This window comes from Bacteroides sp. MSB163 (assembly GCF_036416795.1).
GTDB classification, from domain to species: domain Bacteria; phylum Bacteroidota; class Bacteroidia; order Bacteroidales; family Bacteroidaceae; genus Bacteroides; species Bacteroides maternus.
The window spans coordinates 1,775,909-1,794,315 of record NZ_CP143867.1; the positions used below are offsets into that span (position 1 = coordinate 1,775,909).

The 18,407-nt window shown below is 43.3% G+C and carries 12 protein-coding genes and 1 pseudogene; 3 read left to right on the forward strand and 10 right to left on the reverse strand.

Going from position 1 to position 18,407, the window contains the following annotated elements:
- Window positions 1–35 precede the first annotated feature (35 nt).
- The 9 genes from rnr to VYM24_RS06180 all read right to left on the reverse strand — a co-directional run bounded on the left by rnr (window position 36) and on the right by VYM24_RS06180 (window position 14,914).
- The gene (rnr, locus tag VYM24_RS06140) at window positions 36–2,180 is read right to left on the reverse strand and encodes a ribonuclease R (RefSeq protein ID WP_330941756.1); all 2,145 of its coding nucleotides are present in this window, start codon (window positions 2,178–2,180) and stop codon (window positions 36–38) included.
- Window positions 2,181–2,415: 235 nt separating this feature from the next.
- A complete protein-coding gene (locus VYM24_RS06145) occupies window positions 2,416–4,005 on the reverse strand; it encodes an SUMF1/EgtB/PvdO family nonheme iron enzyme (RefSeq protein WP_291553393.1) in 1,590 nt (529 codons plus the stop codon).
- Between the two features lie 19 nt (window positions 4,006–4,024).
- Entirely contained in the window at window positions 4,025–5,599 is a 1,575-nt protein-coding gene (locus VYM24_RS06150; protein ID WP_330941757.1) for a formylglycine-generating enzyme family protein, read from the reverse strand.
- A gap of 44 nt (window positions 5,600–5,643) precedes the next feature.
- Window positions 5,644–6,942, reverse strand: coding sequence for a DUF4302 domain-containing protein (locus VYM24_RS06155; RefSeq protein ID WP_330941758.1), 1,299 nt, complete (start codon window positions 6,940–6,942; stop codon window positions 5,644–5,646).
- 13 nt (window positions 6,943–6,955) lie between these two features.
- Complete coding sequence (locus VYM24_RS06160) at window positions 6,956–7,828, reverse strand: zinc-binding metallopeptidase (RefSeq protein WP_138291343.1); 873 nt, start codon at window positions 7,826–7,828, stop codon at window positions 6,956–6,958.
- Window positions 7,829–7,842: 14 nt separating this feature from the next.
- Window positions 7,843–9,399, reverse strand: coding sequence for a RagB/SusD family nutrient uptake outer membrane protein (locus tag VYM24_RS06165; protein ID WP_052574733.1), 1,557 nt, complete (start codon window positions 9,397–9,399; stop codon window positions 7,843–7,845).
- Window positions 9,400–9,416: 17 nt separating this feature from the next.
- Window positions 9,417–13,004: a SusC/RagA family TonB-linked outer membrane protein gene (locus VYM24_RS06170; protein WP_330941759.1), complete on the reverse strand. Its 3,588-nt coding sequence runs from the start codon at window positions 13,002–13,004 to the stop codon at window positions 9,417–9,419.
- Window positions 13,005–13,155: 151 nt separating this feature from the next.
- Window positions 13,156–14,304: a FecR family protein gene (locus VYM24_RS06175; RefSeq protein ID WP_291553384.1), complete on the reverse strand. Its 1,149-nt coding sequence runs from the start codon at window positions 14,302–14,304 to the stop codon at window positions 13,156–13,158.
- Between the two features lie 49 nt (window positions 14,305–14,353).
- Window positions 14,354–14,914 (reverse strand): RNA polymerase sigma-70 factor, encoded by a 561-nt coding sequence (locus VYM24_RS06180; RefSeq protein WP_243462226.1) that lies wholly within the window; start codon window positions 14,912–14,914, stop codon window positions 14,354–14,356.
- Window positions 14,915–14,982: 68 nt separating this feature from the next.
- Between VYM24_RS06180 and VYM24_RS06185 the strand changes: the two genes are divergently transcribed.
- Genes VYM24_RS06185 through VYM24_RS06195 form a run of 3 tightly spaced genes read left to right on the forward strand, consistent with a single transcriptional unit; the run spans window position 14,983 to window position 17,848 of the window.
- Window positions 14,983–15,885, forward strand: coding sequence for a cation diffusion facilitator family transporter (locus VYM24_RS06185; RefSeq protein ID WP_291553382.1), 903 nt, complete (start codon window positions 14,983–14,985; stop codon window positions 15,883–15,885).
- Window positions 15,885–16,892, forward strand: coding sequence for an NAD-dependent epimerase/dehydratase family protein (locus VYM24_RS06190; protein WP_330941760.1), 1,008 nt, complete (start codon window positions 15,885–15,887; stop codon window positions 16,890–16,892). The genes VYM24_RS06185 and VYM24_RS06190 overlap by 1 nt, the downstream gene beginning before the upstream one ends.
- Window positions 16,883–17,848 (forward strand): phosphatase PAP2 family protein, encoded by a 966-nt coding sequence (locus tag VYM24_RS06195; protein WP_291553378.1) that lies wholly within the window; start codon window positions 16,883–16,885, stop codon window positions 17,846–17,848. The genes VYM24_RS06190 and VYM24_RS06195 overlap by 10 nt, the downstream gene beginning before the upstream one ends.
- 30 nt (window positions 17,849–17,878) lie before the next feature.
- Here the strand turns inward: VYM24_RS06195 and VYM24_RS06200 are convergent.
- Window positions 17,879–18,052 (reverse strand): annotated as a pseudogene (locus VYM24_RS06200) (ATP-binding protein); the annotation flags it as partial.
- Between the last annotated feature and the right edge of the window lie 355 nt (window positions 18,053–18,407).

Consider the following 18,407-nt stretch of genomic DNA (forward strand, 5'->3'; position numbering starts at 1 on the left):
CCCTTGATCCGTGTATTCCGCGTAATCCGCGCTTTTTATTCTACCAGTGCGAAGTCCAACTGTTTCTTTTCTAGATTGGCCCGTGCCACCTTAATCGTGATTGCGTCGCCCAGACTGTAGGTACGGTGCTTACGGCGCCCGCGCAGACAGTAGTTCTTCTCGTCGAACTCGTAATAGTCATCGTCAAGGTCGCGGATAGGTATCATACCTTCGCATTTGTTTTCGTTCAGCTCAACGTACAGTCCCCATTCCGTAACACCGGAAATTACACCATCGAACACTTGTCCCAGACGCTCCGTCATGAATTCTACTTGCTTGTATTTGATGGAAGCACGTTCAGCGTTGGCTGCAATTTGTTCCATATTGCTGGAGTGGTCGCAGAGGTCTTCATATTTAGTCTCGGAAACACTGCGTCCGCCATTCAGATATTTCGTCAGCAAGCGGTGTACCATCATGTCGGGGAAACGGCGGATGGGTGAGGTGAAATGCGTATAGTATTCGAATGCCAATCCGTAATGCCCGATGTTGTGCGTGGAGTAACGTGCTTTCTGCATGGCACGGATGGATACGGTCTCAATAAGATTCTCTTCCTTCTTGCCCTGAATGTCGTCCAACAGGTGGTTGATGGATTTGGAAACATCTGTCTTGGTTCCGCCGGTACGTATCTTGTAGCCGAAGCGGGCGATGAATTGTGCCAGGTTATCCAGTTTCTCCGGGTCCGGAAGGTCGTGGATACGGTAAGGGAATACCTTGGCCTTCTTGTTTTTCGGTACGCGACCGATTTTTTCCGCTACGGTGCGGTTGGCAAGCAACATGAATTCTTCCACCAACTTGTTGGCATCTTTGGAAACTTTGAAGAAAACGCTGACAGGTTTCCCTTTTTCGTCTATCTCAAACTTCACTTCGTAACGGTCAAAGTTGATGGCTCCGGCTACGAAACGCTTCTGACGCAGCGCCTTGGCGATGGTGTCCAGCATGAGGATTTCTTCTTTGAAGTCTCCTTCTTTCGTTTCGATTACTTGCTGTGCTTCTTCGTAAGTAAAGCGGCGGTCGGACTTGATTACCGTATGTACTACGCGCGAGTCTTTCACGTCTCCCTTTTCGTTGATGTTGAAGATAACGGAGTATGCCAGCTTTTCTTCGTCGGGACGCAGGGAGCAGATGAAGTTACAAAGACGTTCGGGAAGCATCGGGATAGTACGGTCTACAAGATACACGGATGTAGCGCGTTTTTCGGCTTCCTTGTCAATGATGCTGCCTTCGGTTACGTAGTGGGTAACGTCTGCAATGTGTACGCCTACTTCCCACAAGCCGTCTTTCAGTTTGCGGATGGAGAGAGCATCATCAAAGTCTTTGGCATCCTTTGGGTCGATGGTGAAGGTGGTTACATTCCGGAAGTCCTCGCGTTTGGCAATTTCTTCATCGGATATTTCGGCGGGGATTTTATCCGCAGCTTTTTCTACAGAAGAGGGGTAGACGTAGGGCAGGCCGAATTCAGCAAGGATGGCGTGCATCTCTGTGGTGTTGTCGCCCGCTTTGCCCAGGATGTCGATGACTTGTCCGATGGGGTTTTTCGCCTTGTCAGGCCATTCCACTACTTTCACGATAGCTTTGTCTCCCGTCTTTCCGCCTTTCAGCTTTTCTTTGGGAATGAAGATGTCATTGGCAAGCGTACGGTTTTCCGTCACCAGGAAGGCGTATGAACTGCCTACTTCCAGTGTACCTACGAAGGTGTCGTTGGCACGCTCCAACACTTCTATCACTTCTCCTTCGGCTTCGCACCCACGGCGTTTGGCGTAGAAGGAGATGCGGACTTTATCATTGTTCATGGCGTGTGCCGAATTACGCTCGGCCACGAATATCGGGTCGCCTCCACCTTCGGGAATGAAGGAATTCTTTCCATTACTCTTGCGCTGGAAAGTGCCTGTCATTTCCACACCATGATTGTTCAGTTTATATTTGCTTTTCTCTACTTCGGTGATGTAATCATCCAGTAGCATATCGCTTAGGATATCCTTACACAGCATCTTCAGAGGATGCGTGGTAAGGTGGAGTTGTTCGAATATGTATTTCAGGGACAGTACTTCGTCGGGTTTCGAATGGAAAAAATCCATCAGTGCGCTCACAAGCTCTTTCTTTTTCATGCGCTTGCCGGCTTTCTTTTCTTTATTCTTAGCCATAAGTTCTCTTTCTTTATGAATGTATTTGCAAAGTAAACAAATAATCGGTTAGATTGGTTGAAAATCATTCGAATTCTGATGGATTCATTACGAGATTAAGAATGTTCTGCCGTAGATATTAAAAATAAAGTGCACTTCAAAGCTTTTGTCGGGCTTTGAGTGCACTTCATGAAAGACATATCCTCTTTTGTTTGTTAGAGAGAGAATTTAGTTAATAATTGAGCAAAGAACCTTTTCATTTTAAAGAACGTACGACACGGAAACCGATCTGACCAAACCATATGTCACCTCCGGGGTAACCCATATCTGTTTTGATGTGAGCACCCAAAAGTCGCATATTGGTGTTAGAACAGTTCGTATCGTAAGTTGAGAAACAACCTCCGCGTGAGAAAACCAGGCGCTCCTCATCTCTGGGTTTCTCAGGACCCCATGGATCAGTTTCCTCAGCATCACTGATATAGCCTAACTGAAGGAGCCATTCTCCGGTATATTCTTCAACGTTTCCTGCCATATCATAGATTCCCAATGAGTTGGGCTTCTTTAATCCTACCACATGGAGTTCGGGCTCTTCTCCTACTATAGAGTTTTCTCTATACCAGCCTACTTCATCGAGGTCGTTGCTACCTGCATAGTAATAAGGTTGGTTTTCGTTGTCGGGACCACCTTTGGCTGCGTATTCCCATTCGGCGCTGGTAGGCAGGCGATAACCGTTGGCTGTTTTATCGCGGATTACGTCAGCCTCATATAGTTCAGTGTTGGTAGGATCCCATAATTCATTCTTGAATGTATAAACCGGTTTGTAGCCCTTGCGTTCGCTCAGCTTGTTGCAGTAAAGCATGGCTTCGTATAGTGTCACGGTGTGTACGGGCAACAGGTCTTTTTTCTTGTTGACTGACGGGTTATAGCCCATGACATCCTGAAACTCACGTTGTGTCACTTCATAACGTCCTATTTCAAAAGCTGAGATATTTACTTTATGTGCATTTTCCTTATCTGCGTACGTACCGCTTAAGTCACGTCCGATGATAAATGAACCCGCTCCTACGGTTACCATCTCAAATGTGGTATAGTTGGGATTATCCTCATCGCCTCCTCCACTGGGCGGATTGACACCACCGGATTGCAGCGTAACAATAGCAATGTATGTCTTAACATTCTTCTGGTCAGAAGAAATAACTCTATACTCTACAGCATCAGTGAAGTCTTGAACCGTACCGCTGGCGGGAGTTACAGTAGCTCCTTCCGAAGGTACTACAACGGGTTTCAGTGCGGTGACATCCGTACCGGCCGGCATAGTAACTGTAATGACAGGATAATCTATTTTAGAAGATATCTGTCCTGGAATGATGAAGGCTGTGATGTCTGCCGCAGCGGGTTCTTCATCTTTTTCCACACCTTTCTGGGTGATGATGAGCATATATGTGTCCAGTACTTGGTCGCCGAAAAGAGCGGATATTTCTACTGTGGTCTGGCGTACATTTTCTGCATTGTTTTTGGCTACAGATAAAGAGAGGCGGTTTTTGCTGCAATTAGCCAAACACCACATTTTGTCGGCAGCCGGGACGGTAGCTTTCAGGGTGATGCCGTCCATATCTGCTCCGGCGGCGTCACCCAGGGTAATGCTGCTGGTGAGGGTACCTTCTTTAGATACTGACAGAATGCCGTTTTCTTCATCGAAAGACAAGATCCCTTCGTTGAAAGAAGACATCGAAGCTACTAACTCAATGTGAGGAACGGCTTGTTTGTCGTCATCATCGGAACAGGCGGTAAATGAAATGCTGCACAATAGCGCGACAATAAGGTAATAAAATTTGTTCAAGTTCATAAAGTGTATATTTTAGTTGTTATTTAATGGTTCTTACTACGCGGAAACCGATGGTGTCATATGTTGCTGTAGGATCCATCTTGTCAGTGTAATATACTTTTCCTTTAGTGTCGTATGTAGAGAAATAGCCACCCCTGTAGATTTTTGTATCATTGAGGTTTTCGGCAGGACCAATCGGATCCGTTTCCGGTTCCAGGGAATATTCATAACCGTAAGGCACACCATAGTCGTAGCACCACTCACCGACATTTCCGCTCATATCATAAATTCTTAATTGATTGGCTTTTAGCTTGCCAACTTCGTGCAGCGAAGCACTACCGCCGACAGCTGAGTTATCTTGCCACCAACCTACTTCACTATAGTTATCACTGCCGGAAAAGACTGTTAGATTCTTGCAACCTTCATTACCTCCCTTAGCGGCGAATTCCCATTCGGCTGAAGTCGGAATTCTGTAACCGTTGGACACAGTGGCCGGATCATAGATGTAGTTTGGAATTTCTGTGACTCCTCCGAACCAAATGTCCTCTATTCTGATGGTACCTTCTTGTTTGTAAGCGGGAGTCAGTCCTTCTTTTTCACTCAGTTTGTTACAGAATTCGCAGGCTTTGGCCCAGTCTACTTTATTTACGGGATAATTGTCTCCTCTGAATTTCTTATCTGAAGGATTCTCACCCATAATCTCATTATACAGTTTTTGCGTAATTTCAGTCGTAGCGATATAGAAACTGCTCACGGTGACGTCGTGTGTGTAACTTTGGGTATAGTCTTTTCCTTCTCCGAACTTAAAGGTTCCTCCTTCCACTACTACCATGTCCATGCTACTGTTCAGTTTGGCTTGCTTTACACTCAGTCGCAGGGAGGAGATTTCTGTTTCTTCCGTTTTACCTGCTGCGGCGATGGTGATATCTGCAGTATTATCTGATTTGGCAGCTGTGGGAGATATCCGGATGTTCAGTGTTCCTCCGGTTAAGTCAGCGATGAACCATTTGGCATCTTCAGGAACGGTTAGCGCATATTCCACATCAATGGTCTGATCCTCCAAAGTAGTGCCTACCGGTATTGTCACATCACCACCGACATAAGAAATGTCGAGTAGTCCTCCTTCCAGTTTAACGTTGGCAGGTGCAGTCATCTGATCTGTTTTCAAAATCACTTCTCCTTTTGGAGTAATCTTGGCACCCTGGTTGATTGTCAGTTCCAGTGGAGCGATCTCGGCACCGGTAGCTACTGCTGTCAGCGTTGCAGTGGTGGAGCGACTTTGCGCATCTTTGGAAACACTGACTTCAATGTTCAGTTTATTGCCGGTAATAGTAGCTTTACACCATGTGGCATCTTTGGCAGGAACTACAACTGTATAAGTAATGTCAAGGTCGTAATCTTCCAGACCGCAGGTTAATGGAATGGAGAAAGTACCTCCCTTGCCATCTACGGTAAGTGCATTTTGAGTCACAGTCGCCCCTTCGGGGGAAGTAATGTTTTGGGTACTGAGTGCGATGCCGCCTTTTAGCGGATCGTCGTCATCACTACATGAAGTGAACATTATGCAACCGGCAATCAATGCCAGGCATGTGTTGAGCAAATGATAAACTTTCATACTTTGTGAAATTTTGATTAATACTATAGTTATTTGTATCGTAGTTAATTGGCCATTGGGTAATATTGTACAGCTCTGTATGCTGTGAAATAGTTTTCCGGATGATCGACATCGGTGAATTTAATCCAGTTAGGTGATTTTTTGTCATCAGACGTCAATGTAAAGGTGCGTTGGATATCATTGCCGAACGGTGTGATCAATGCGTTGAATTTAAAGTCTGTATAGTAAGTCTTTCCGACGGTTGAGCCTTCTTCGGAGAATTTCAGGGAAATCTTGTTTTCTCCAATCAGTTCGTAATCGAAAGCCAGATAACCATGTCCCTGGGCACAGATGAATTGGAAGGCATAGTAAGTACCCAGAATATTAATCTCACTGCCTAAATAGCAATAAGTTATATCATCATTGTTGGCTTCGAGTGCTTCGCGGGATATATCCCATAAAGCCTGACCGTAAGGACTAAATCCGCTGTAGGTAAAGAACCAGTTGCGGCTGAACAGCATTTCGTTGACAGAAGGATATGTGGGGATGAACATGCCCGTAGCATCATTGGAGGGGATGAATGTACCATCTTCTCCTAAGTCCGGATTTAAGATCAGGCCTTCGATGACATTATTGCCCAATTGTACGGGTTGGTAGAATTTACATCCTGTCAGGGTGATGATGAACGGTTGATACTCGGTGATGGTTTCTTCCCCTTTCTTCCGGTAGATACAAAGCGTATGTCCTGTCAGGCGCGTTTCTATAGACTGTTCTTCATCCTGATAGAGTAACCGGTAATATTCGGCGAATTCTTTATCTTTTTGCTTGATGTCTTTCAGGTAGTCGCTCCATTTCAAGGCGGCGGACATGGGGGTCATCGTCATGTACGAACCACTCTTTTTCCCTTTCAGTCGGATGATTTGTTCGTCGGCTTGCAGTATGGTGAATTCAAAATCCCCTTCCAATCCGTAACCGTCTCCCATCCCTTGGCTGTTGGAGGGGTCGGAGAAAAAGTGGAGTATTTCGTTATAGGTGTCAAAAGAAAGTACGCATCCTGCACTTTGTTTCAGGGTATAGGTGCTGACTGCTGTTTTGTCTGCGCCTGCGGTTTCACTGGCTACAGTTACCCGGTAACCTGGCTGGAAGTTAAGCAATACGTTGAAGCCTCCGTAACTTTGCGTAGAAGAGGGATAATACTCCATTAACCAGCCGTTGGGTGAACTGAGCAGAATTTCTTGTACTGTTTCTATTTCTTCCTCAATACGGTTGGCGGAAGTATCGTCAAAAATCGGATCTATCTTGGGCGTACATGAAAAGAACAACCCGGCGGCGAGAATTGATAATATATAATGTGTCAGTTTCATACTTAATTCATTATTAAAGGTTTTCTAAATCAACTTCAGACAATGAGCCGGAGCGGCGTTGTACGATGTCGCGCAACTTGTCAATGTCAATGCTCCAACTGTCTTTCAGATATTTTCTCACGATATCAAACTTTTTCTGCAGTTTTATTTTGCCGAGGGCTCCGCCGTTATTCAGCACGTTTTCCCAATAACCGGCATCGTGGGTTATATAATTGGAAATGATTTCCACGAAATCTTCATCGGGTGAGAAACTTGCGTAACGGGTTATGAATCCCATTGTGTTGGCAACCTCGTCACTCTCCAGGTTTAACCAACTTGGTCCCTGGTAATCGGTTGAAATCAGGTTGAAGTCTGTAGAATAATTCTTTGTTTGATGTAAGATATGTGCAAACTCATGGTGCATGGTTTTAAAGAACCAGGTGTTCAGAAAATCAATATCCGGACTATTGGCATTCAGTTCGTTTACATTGTACAAAGTGATTTTCAAACCACCTTCAGCCGTTCCCAGTACCACTGAACCTTGGCTGTTGTATGCTTTTGAACCGATTAACTGAATCATTCGCGGACAATAGGTCTTGATGAATGTCTCTCCGAGTAATTCGTTGTAGGAATCTATCCAAAGATACTTGGTCAGTTTGGCCATGGCAACACATTTGTCGTATTCGGCAGGAATCAGATTGTACGTATTGTCTGACTCCTTATCGATATATTTATAGTTGAACTGAATGTTGTACGGAACGACATAGTTGAGTAATAACCAAGTATCGAATGCATTCCGTTCAGGAGATTCTGTATCGAAAATACTGTGACTGTCTAATTTGTCTTCGCTGCATGCTCCCAAAACAATGGAAGCGGCAAACAATAAAGTATAGATATATTTTTTCATGTTTCCTCCTTATTTTAGTTGTTTCTTGGATTGGCTTCCAGACCTGCTGCAATAACCTCTTGGGGGATTTGCATGGCGCGGCGCAGATCGTTCACCAGTAATACGTCGTCTGCTTGTCCATCTCTGTTGTGTGAAATTTCAATTCCGTATCGTTTTATATCATTCCAGCGAAGGCCTTCGTGGACAGTGATGATACGGCGCATGTGAAGAAGGCACTGAATCAGATTCTCCGTATCACTGTCGGCGATTGTAAATCCTTGTGGGTTGATTTTCTTCTTGATAGTTCTATCGTCTTCCGACTTCAAGTGCAGGGGCATATACTTTCTTGCTGCGTAATAATTAATCAGTTGTTCTTTTGTGAAAGTCTTGCCTGTCATGGAGTTCATCAGTATATTAATGTCTGCCACGGCCTTATCAGCTTCCGGTGCTTGTTTCAATAAATAAGCTTCTGCGCGGCATAATAATAATTCGTCAATGGAGAAAGCTACATTTACCAGATGGAGAAAGCCGATACCGGCTGTCTTATCGGTATATTCAAAGTAGCCGTTCACCTTCGGGAAAGAGTATTTCTGCTCAAATCCCCAGATACCATTTGACATGAAAAGCTGGTTGTATGCGCCCCACGGGCCGGGTAAGATTTCATTAAGCAGGATGTTATAGGCATTGCCATAACGTAGCCCTATCCCATAAGGGCCATGTACATAAGGCCAGGAAGACTGTGCGGTGACCAACATCAGGTTGCATGGTTCGGTATGTGCGATGTAGCTGTTACATCTGAGCTCGAAATCCGTTGCAAGTTCGCTGAAGCTTTTCCAGTTACGGACATCATTTACCGGGTTGTCGCCAAGTACGGTGCTGGCATATTCTATTACTTTGTCAAATCTCAGATAATAAAGATTGAAACGGGCTGCAAAAGCGTAGGAAGCGCGTTTGTTGAAGTGATACTTAGGAACAGAGTATGCTTCATCGTTAATCAAAGGTAACCCTTCTTCAATATCTTTGTTGATGTTTTCGTACACCTGGCTTAGAGTGCCCCGTTCTATTCCGTCGGGCATCACTTCTGTTTCGGGTGTTGTGGTGTAAGGTATCCCGAGTTCCTGATCCGCAGTCTGCGGGTTATAGGGCATACAAAATAGGTTGGCAAGCTGGAAGTGAGCGTATGCACGGCATAGTAGCGCTTCACCTTTCTGTGGATTCAGGTTTTCCGGGTTTCCCATCAGCTCAATGGCCTGTAGGGCTTGATTGGCCGAACAGATGGCATTATAGTGTGCGTCCCATATATATTTGGGTGCGTCAGTATCCTCGGAAGTCATATCATTCCATAAATAAGCATCCCGTTGTATCTGTCCGTATATGTCATACAGTGCCCCGTTGTCCTTGGCATTGTCGGAAGCAAGTTCGGAGATGAGAATGGTTGATACTTCCGGATAAGCAGATACCAGTATATTGGTGATTTTCTGTTCGGAATCTATTTCTGTTCTGTCATCTGGTATAGTGTCCAGAAAGTCATTACAAGAAGCCAATGCAAATAATGAACCGGCCAGTAATATATATGTTCTTATATTATTCATATCGAGTTGTTTTTTAATTAAATACCTAATCTTAATGTCAAAGTGAACTGTTGGGGAACAGGAGATGCCACACCACCGGTATTGAAGAACTCAGGATCTTGCCCGTTCAGCTTCTTGTCCGAATAGATGAGAAATGCATTCGTAGCTTGAAGTTTTAAGGACAAATCACTGACTCCTGCTTTAACTATCAGTTTTTTAGGGAAATTGTAGGTTAGAGAAATTTCTTTCATCCGGATAAAGTCTCCTTTGGCTATGCGGGCCGTAGAATAGTTGTAGGCATTGTAAGCATAGCTCAGATAGGGATCCTGCTGATTGGCGCGTTTATCGGCAATTACCGGGATATCGGTATACTTCTCGTCTCCGCCTTTGGTCCAGCGGTTTATGAATTCTCTAGGCATAGCATCGAGGTCACTGTACTGGTTGTGGAATACAGGATCCAGTCTGATTACATTGCCGAAGGAATATGTGATGAAGAGGTTCAGCAAGAAGTTCTTATATTTGAAACTGTTTCCAAAACTTCCGGTGATAGTCGGGTCAGTTGGACCTTCGTAAATAAGATGGCCCTTCTTAATCCGTTCCTGGAAGTTAATGTTGCTCACTGTCAGGTTTCCATCTTCGTTAATGAAGGTAGGATAGCCACTCTCATTCAATCCGCGGAAATCCATGGAGAACAGAGAGCGGACAGGATAACCTTCCAATGCAAATCCGCTTCCACTGATCATCTCGATTACCGAAGAATTGGATTGGAGATCGGTTACTTCATTCTTGGTATTTGAGAAGATAAAATCCGTATTCCAGCTGAAATCCTTCTTCCTGATGTTCTGTGTAGATAAGGTGAACTCAATACCATGTGATTTCATGCTGGCTACATTGGCCAGTTTTGTGAGTTGTCCGCCGGTTCCTTTGGTATTGATGATACCTATCAGGTCGTAATTGTCGCGTTTGTACCAGTCGACAGCCAGATTAATGCGGTTATTCAGAAAGCCTATTTCCGCTCCGATATTCAACTCATGCTTTTTCTCGTAAGTAAGCTCCTGGTTTTCTATATTTACAACTCTCAGACCGGACTCTTTGATGGAAGTGAACGGACGCCAGGTGTTATAACTTTGAATGATAGCCCGGGAGTTACTGGCCGAAGCCGGGCCACGGTCAGCAGTCAGAGAGTAGGAGGCTTTCAGGGTCATATTTGAAACGTAGTCGAGCAGAGGTTGCCAGAATTTCTCTTCATGGGCATTCCAGGCGGCTGATAAGTTCCAGGTGGGAAGCCAGCGTGCCGATCTGCTTTTACCCAGTTTATTGGAACCTTCGTATCGCAACGTACCGTTCAAGGTGTATTTGCCTTGGTAAGAATAGGTTGCTGTACCGAAGAATGAGACTTCGCGCTGACGGGTTCTTTCTACGGTATAGTATTGGGCGTTTTCTTCACTGCCTTGTTTGAAGTACTGGTATTCGTAGGCCGGAAGCATTCCCATTTCATATTGCATACCGACTCCGTTGAACCAGGTTCTTTGGCGGTTTACAGCATTGATTTCCATACCTCCGAAGAAATTGAAGATATGGTTTTCATTATATACATCATTGTAGCTGGCTGTTCCACGGAAATCATAGCTATCCATTGAATATTTTGTCTCTCTGTAAAATCCTCCCACTGGCAGCACAGAAACAGGCAGTGTGTTGGCATTTTCCGGATCGGTATAAAGCCATGGATTTGCCTGGCGCATCGTAGCGTCGTCCATAGCGCGGAAAGCCCATGCTTGATTTGAATAATCTTTGATGGTGTGTGACTGTGTAGTCATGGAAGTTTTGTAGGCTCCCAAAGCGGATAACTCGATTTTATTAATAGGTTTCCATTTCAGTTCTCCCTGAAATTTAAGATCGGTTACGTTTAAGTCGATGTAGTTGTTATCCAGTTCATGCAGAATGTTGAAAGGCGCATAGTTGCGTACATAGTAGGCATCAGGGTCCAGTGTACGTGAGGTGTTCAGGGCGTAACTGTATGGGTTGATGTCAAAGTCGCGCTTCACTTCGCCACTGACAGGGTCGACGGAAGAACTTAATGTTCCCGGAGCTTTCTGCTTACGGTAAGAAGCATTGCTGATTAAATTGAGTGATAAGGCTTTGCTGATATGGTATAGTGCGTTTACATTGGCAGTATAACGCTTTACTTCGCTTTTTTTAGTCCATCCCGGATCATTCATGATACTTAATGAAGTGTAGTAAGATGCTTTTTCAGTACCGGTAGAAAAACTGATGGCATGGTTTTGTGAGATGCTGTTATTAAACAGCAGGTCAAACCAGTTTGTATTTCTGAATTCTGCTTCCTGCAGGTACTGGTTACGTGCTTCTTCCGTATTCATCAACCCGTATGAATCAGTCTTTGCATCGTAATCGTTGATCAGATGATACATTTTTCCGTATATACCGCTGTTTGAGGCCCGGTACATATCGGCAAGATTCAAATATCCCGCATTGTCCAGCTCTTTATAAACGCCCATCTGTTCTTGCGAATTCAAGATATTGAAATGCCTGTAGTTGGGCTTTAATCTCATTGTGTATTCTCCGGTATAGGTGATTTTGCTGCTTCCGGCTTTTCCTTTCTTAGTAGTAACAACGATTACTCCGGCCATAGCCCGGGCTCCATAAATAGAGGTGGCAGAACCGTCTTTTAATATCTGGAAGCTCTCAATATCATCTGCATTTAATCCGGCAATGGCAGAGCTGATGAGTGTGACGGCATCTCCCGAAGACAAATTATCTGCATCTACCTCGGTTACATCTTCCATAATGACTCCATCCACTACCCATAACGGCTTGGAACTACCGTATATGGAAGTTGCTCCGCGTACACGGATTTTAGGGGCGGTACCGAAAGTGCCTGATACGTTCTGGACGGATACGCCGGCTGCACGCCCTTCCAGTGCACGGCTGATTTCGGGTATACCATCCAGCTTGATGTTCTCTGCTGAGAGTTTTGTGGCGGCACCCGTAAATAACCGTTTATCCATCTTTTGCATACCGGTAACTACTACTTCCGATAGTGTCTGTACGTCAGATACCAGTGTGATGTCCATTTTAGGAGAGGCCTTTACTTCTTGGGGCACCATACCGATATAAGAGAATTGCAGGATCGAATTGCTGGCTACTTTTTCAATATGGAACCGTCCGTCAATGTCGGTTAGAACTCCCGTTTTGCTTCCTTTAATCAGAATGGTGGCACCGATCAATGGCAATCCGTCATCTTGTGAAATAACGGTTCCTGTGACATCGAAAATTTTAGGTTGTTTGGAGTTCTTGGAAGTGATGGTGATAAATTGATCTTCTATATGATACTCCAAAGGTTTATCGTTCAGGATGATTTCCAGTATTTCTTTAATTCCTTTGTTCTTGGCAGAACCGGACACAGTGTACTTTTTGACATCGTCATACGTGAACAGGATTTTATATCCCGATACCTTTTCCAAACGTTTCAATAAAGAAGGTAGACGTTCATTATTGAACTCAATTGTAATCTCCGTTTTAGTTGTAGTTGTTTGTGCATTTGCTTGGGGTGACAAGAGGCAAATACATGCAATACAAGTGATAAATAAATACCATTTTCTTCTCATATATTCTAATTTTATAACACAAATTCTCTTTCGTTATATTATTAGTTCGTATGAGAATAAAAAAAGGACACCCCTTTTGCTGAATTTTCTTAGAAAAAAGTATTATTTTGTTTGATTATCGTCTTATTGGATGTTTTTATGATATGTATTTTCAGTCTATAACTATTGTATTGTTTCTTATGGTAGCTGTTACCTTTTTCATTTGATTAAGTAACTTTAAGGTATGCTCCAATTGCTTTGTCCGGTCAGAAACGAAATGCATTTTATATTTCATAGCATCCGGATTTCTGAATTCGATGTTTACGTTGTACCATCGCCCGATATTTTCCATAATATCTTTCAAAGTGACATCATCGAAATAGAAAAAGCCGTCTTTCCAATAGATATATGAGTCTAAATCCACCTCGGTCATAATGAAATTTCCGTCAGGTTGCAGATGGGCATCTTCTCCGGGAATCAGACGTGTATAGGCGTTATTTTTTGTATTGCTGACTTCTACCTTTCCGCTGATCAGAACAACATGGGTGTCTTCCGGCGAGTAACTTCGTATATTGAACTCTGTTCCCAATACCCGGGTTTGTATATGAGGCGTTTTGACGATGAATGGACGTTCTGTGTCTTTGGCAACTTTAAAGTATGCTTCTCCATTCAAGGTTACTGTGCGTTCTTTTCCTACGAAGGTGGTAGGGTAAACGAAATGAGTGTTGGCATTTAACCAGACTTCAGTACCATCACATAAAGTAATTTTAAAGGTTTCTCCTCTGGGCACTGTGAGGGTATGCGTGTGCAATATTACATCCTTCGTTTTAGAAGGATAACTAAGTTCTTTAGAGGCGGATTGTACTTTTTGAGGAGTATTGGCCTGATGTTCTGCCAGTACAATTCTTTCTCCATCTCCTTTATCTAAAATCACTTGTTGGGGTGAGTTGTCGGCAGTGAATACAATAACGGGCGCTGTGTTTGTTGTCTCCCGCTGATGACTGATGTAGTGATAAATCCCGATGCAAAGGGCAATGGACGCAGCAATACTGATACTTGTTTTCCAGAAAGTATGTATATTTTGTTTTTGGTGTCTTTTTTTGAAGCGGGCAAGTTCGGCTTCTACATTCAGTTGCATATCTTTTTTTTCGGTATGCAGAAAAAACTGGGTATCTAGAATATCTTGGGCTGCCTGTCTGCTTTCCTTGTCCAGAAGCATCTCCTGTAATTGTTCGTCTGTGATATCTGTAGAAGGCTCCATAGCATCAATTGCCTTCTCAATAGAGGCTTCCAACTTTATGTTATCAATTTCTTTACTCATAGTGTCATTGGTTTTTGGTATATTATTTTATATCGTTTTTGCCTTACAATCAGACACCCTCTTTATGATTTATTAAACATTCTTTACGTATCACTTGCAGTGCTTTCACGATATGCTTCCTGACTGCACTTACACTGATATTCAATTCTTCGGCCACTTCCTGATATTTCTTTTTTTCTACATAGCATTCTTCTAAAATATGTTTGGTATGTGGAGTGAGTTTTTGCATAGCTTTCTGAATGGCCAACATTTTCTCGTCCCATTCTTGATAATCGGTTTCTACATAGTCTTGGGTAAGGTCAGTATATAATTGTACGAACTGCTGATGCACATTTTGATGTCGGAGATAATCAATACTTTTGTTGCGCACGTATGTATATAAATAGGACTTGACCGTTGCTTTGTTCACTTTGTCATAGTTATTCCACAGAAACTCGAAAGCATCGCTCACAATGTCTTTACTAGCCTCTATATCGTTTATCAAATGATAAGCATAATAATATAGTTGAGGATAATATTCTTTGAAAAGAATATCAATGCCGGTTTTATCTTTCACACGTAAAAGTATTGAATAGTAAATAAATCGATGTGCAAATAAACAAATAATAATTGAGAAATGCAATATAGCTTTTATTTTAGTATATTTGCGGCAGATTTTTCTTAATAAGTAAGTATTGAATGAGTGCAGAAGCAGCTTCTTCCCGGGAGAAGGGGATATATAAAGTGACGATTGCCGGTAGTATCGTTAATTTTGTGTTAGTTGTACTGAAGTTCGTGGCAGGTATCTTGGGGCATAGTGCCGCTATGCTGGCTGATGCAGTTCATTCTTTATCTGATTTTGTGACGGATGTTATTGTCATCGTGTTTGTGCGCATATCCAATAAGCCTCAGGACAAGGGACATGATTATGGACATGGGAAGTATGAAACGTTGGCTACGGCTATTATCGGAATACTACTGTTATTTGTCGGTTTCGGTATTTTGTGGAACGGTGTCTCTTCTATTTACGCATTTATCAAAGGAGAACAGCTGGGAGCGCCCGGAATGATAGCATTGGTTGCCGCTCTTGTCTCTATTGTGTGCAAGGAAATCCTGTATCAATATACTGTTATTAAAGGGAAAAGCCTGAATTCACAGGCGGTAGTGGCCAATGCCTGGCATCATCGGAGCGACGCTTTTTCGTCTATAGGAACGGCTGTAGGCATTGGAGGCGCAATCTTGTTGGGCGAACATTGGCGGGTACTCGATCCGATAGCTGCTGTGATTGTCAGTTTCTTTATAATGAAGGTAGCTATTCAACTGTTGATTCCTTGTGTTGACGAGTTGCTTGAAAAGTCTTTGCCGGATGAAGTGGAGAAAGATATTGAGCAAGCATTGCTCTCTTTTCCCGGAGTTAGTGAGCCGCATCATCTCCGCACGAGGCGTATCGGTAGTTATTGTGCGATTGAGGTACATGTGCGCATGGACGGAGGGATTACGTTGGAAGAAGCTCATACTACGGCTACGGCTATTGAACATAAATTAAAAACAATGCTTGGCGAAGGTACGCTGATTAATATTCATGTAGAACCCAAGAAGTAATGGAAAGTATATTAATAACAGGAGCCAGTGGATTTATCGGAAGTTTCATCGTGGAAGAGGCGTTGAAGCGGAAGTTCGGCGTGTGGGCGGGTATCCGTTCGAGCAGCAGCCGGGAATATCTGCGAAACCGTAAAATACACATCCTGGAACTGGATTTTGCACACCCCAATGAATTGCGTGCGCAGCTTTCCGGCCATAAGGGAACATATAATAAATTCGATTATATCATCCATTGTGCCGGTGTCACCAAATGTACCGACAAACGGGAGTTTGACCGGGTGAATTATTTGCAGACGAAATACTTTGTCGATACTCTTCGTGAACTGAATATGATACCGAAGCAATTTATCTATATCAGTACGTTGAGTGTGTTTGGCCCTGTTCATGAGAGAACCTATCAGCCGATTACCGAAGAAGACTCCCCTATGCCCAATACTGCTTACGGGTTGAGTAAACTTAAAGCGGAGCTTTACTTGCAAAGTATTCCCGGTTTTCCTTATGTCATCTATCGCCCCACGGGAGTGTACGGCCCGCGTGAAAAGGATTACTACTTGATGGCGAAGTCTATCAAGCAGCATATGGACTTTGCCGTTGGCTTTCGCCGGCAGGATCTGACATTTGTTTATGTGAAAGATATTGTGCAGGCTGTATTCCTCGGCATTGAGAAACAGGCATGTCGGCGTGCTTATTTCCTGGCAGACGGACAGGTGTACCGTAGCCGCGCTTTCTCCGATCTGATCCGAAAAGAATTGGGTAATCCGTTTGTAATTCGGGTGATATGCCCATTAATTATATTGAAAGTTGTATCTTTGCTCGCTGAATTCTGGGCGGTGCGTAGCAAGAAGCCCGGCACTCTCAATTCTGATAAGTATAACATAATGAAACAACGCAATTGGCAATGTGACATCGGCCCGGCTGTAAGAGAGTTGGGATTTGCACCCCAGTACAATCTGGAACAAGGTGTAAGAGAGACTATTGCCTGGTATAAGAACGAGGGATGGCTTTAGATTTATTTAAAAAGGTAGAAACCCGGAAAGGGTTATTTGCAGTTGAGAAGATAACACTTATATATAATTTGTTGACTTCGATTTTGATCTTGTTTCTTTTTCAGGAAATGGATCATCCGGTGCAGATGTTGATTGACCGCGCAATGATTGCGGGCATGACGTTTTTATTGATGTATCTTTACCGGCTGGCACCCTGTAAGTTTTCCGCCTTTGTGCGTATTGCTATCCAGATGTCCTTGCTTTCCTATTGGTATCCCGATACGTTTGAGTTCAACCGGATATTTCCGAATCTGGACCATGTGTTTGCTTCAGTAGAGCAGTGGATGTTCAATGGGCAGCCGGCAGTATGGTTCTGCCTCCGTTTCCCGCATATGTGGGTAAGCGAGCCGTTCAATATGGGATATTTCTTCTATTATCCGATGATTTTGATTGTGGTAGTGTGGTATTTTATTTATCGTTTTGAACTTTTCGAGAAGTTGTCGTTCGTGCTGGTCACCTCTTTCTTTATCTATTATCTGATTTATATCTTTGTTCCGGTGGCAGGTCCGCAGTTCTATTTCCCGGCTATCGGTGATGATAATGTGGCGCAGGGTGTGTTTCCTTCCATCGGAGATTACTTCAATCATAATCAGGAATTACTGCCCGGACCGGGATATGATCATGGATTCTTTTACAACCTGGTAGAGGGTTCTCAGCAAATCGGTGAACGCCCTACAGCAGCTTTTCCCAGTTCGCATGTAGGAATTTCCACTATCCTGATGATTATGGCGTGGCGTGGTAGCCGCAGGTTATTTGCCTGTCTGTTTCCCTTCTATGTACTGCTTTGTTGTGCCACGGTGTACATTCAGGCGCACTATTTGATTGATTCGATTGTAGGATTTGTTTCTGCTTTCGGTTTGTATGTGGTGGTGACGTGGATGTTCAAGCGGTGGTTTGCACAGCCGATGTTCAAGTGAGTAACCATTTCCAGACAGGAAGGACTTCAATTTGTTATAAAAGAACACGGCATCGTCTATACTGTATTTACGTAACAGGCTGACCGCTACAAGATTTTCAAGCAAAGAGGTATTTGCATCTAAAAGTAGTAAGCTTAAAATGCCATTGTCGGCAAAATAATATTTTGGATTGGTTTCCTGTTCTACCAGTTTGTCGGCTATATTTGGAAATGACATGAAATCACTTGCTGCTTGCTAACCTCTTTCCTGTTTTCAAGCAGTATTTTTTTTAATGTTTCTTTCTTTAACATACTATATTGTTTTATTCATTGAACAAAAATAGGTGTTTTTTGTTCAATCATCAAGACAATAGCTGACTTGCTTTTTTCTGTACGGATTTGAGGCAAACGATTTGCGGACTATTTGTCATTGCACCAAGCTCGAAAAGATTTATGACTTATCAACTAAGAGTTAACCTCTTATGATGAAAAAGGATGAGTTATTTTTAAACATTCAGCCCTTGCTTTATGAGAATAAAGCAAGGGCTGAATAATTTATAGCAATAGTTTGTAACCTATTA

Bases quoted from the DNA above. Each gene is read 5' to 3' on its own strand.
- rnr (WP_330941756.1), bottom strand. From the start codon at position 2,180: ATGGCTAAGAATAAAGAAAAGAAAGCCGGCAAGCGCATGAAAAAGAAA.
- VYM24_RS06145 (WP_291553393.1), bottom strand. From the start codon at position 4,005: ATGAACTTGAACAAATTTTATTACCTTATTGTCGCGCTATTGTGCAGC.
- VYM24_RS06150 (WP_330941757.1), bottom strand. From the start codon at position 5,599: ATGAAAGTTTATCATTTGCTCAACACATGCCTGGCATTGATTGCCGGT.
- VYM24_RS06155 (WP_330941758.1), bottom strand. From the start codon at position 6,942: ATGAAACTGACACATTATATATTATCAATTCTCGCCGCCGGGTTGTTC.
- VYM24_RS06160 (WP_138291343.1), bottom strand. From the start codon at position 7,828: ATGAAAAAATATATCTATACTTTATTGTTTGCCGCTTCCATTGTTTTG.
- VYM24_RS06165 (WP_052574733.1), bottom strand. From the start codon at position 9,399: ATGAATAATATAAGAACATATATATTACTGGCCGGTTCATTATTTGCA.
- VYM24_RS06170 (WP_330941759.1), bottom strand. From the start codon at position 13,004: ATGAGAAGAAAATGGTATTTATTTATCACTTGTATTGCATGTATTTGC.
- VYM24_RS06175 (WP_291553384.1), bottom strand. From the start codon at position 14,304: ATGAGTAAAGAAATTGATAACATAAAGTTGGAAGCCTCTATTGAGAAG.
- VYM24_RS06185 (WP_291553382.1), top strand. From the start codon at position 14,983: ATGAGTGCAGAAGCAGCTTCTTCCCGGGAGAAGGGGATATATAAAGTG.
- VYM24_RS06190 (WP_330941760.1), top strand. From the start codon at position 15,885: ATGGAAAGTATATTAATAACAGGAGCCAGTGGATTTATCGGAAGTTTC.
- VYM24_RS06195 (WP_291553378.1), top strand. From the start codon at position 16,883: ATGGCTTTAGATTTATTTAAAAAGGTAGAAACCCGGAAAGGGTTATTT.